Origin of the sequence: Alkalihalophilus lindianensis (assembly GCF_032843265.1) — a bacterium.
Classification (GTDB): Bacteria; Bacillota; Bacilli; order Bacillales; family Bacillaceae_D; genus Alkalihalophilus; species Alkalihalophilus lindianensis.
Genome location: NZ_JAWJBA010000846.1, coordinates 1 through 245, shown reverse-complemented (window position 1 = coordinate 245; position 245 = coordinate 1). Strand labels below are relative to the sequence as shown.

Below are 245 nucleotides of genomic sequence, written 5' to 3'. Positions count from 1 at the left end.
ATTATGCTTCCTTTGTGCTCTGTTCTCCAAGTAATTGCTTGTGCTTTGCGGCCGCATTTACTTGTTCATCGGCATGATAAGAGGATCGAACGAGCGGTCCTGCTTCGCAATGGTTAAAGCCCTTCGTCATGGCAATTTCGCGTAATTTCTGAAATTCTTCCGGACTGTAATATTTTTGAACCTTTAAATGCGCTTTCGTCGGCTGTAAATATTGGCCGATGGTCATGATATCAACATGATTTGCC

The 245-nt window shown here is 43.3% G+C and carries 1 pseudogene; it reads right to left on the bottom strand.

The features are described 5' to 3' along the window. Position 1: 1 nt before the first annotated feature. Positions 2–245 (bottom strand): annotated as a pseudogene (locus tag RYX56_RS24540) (lipoyl synthase); the annotation flags it as partial.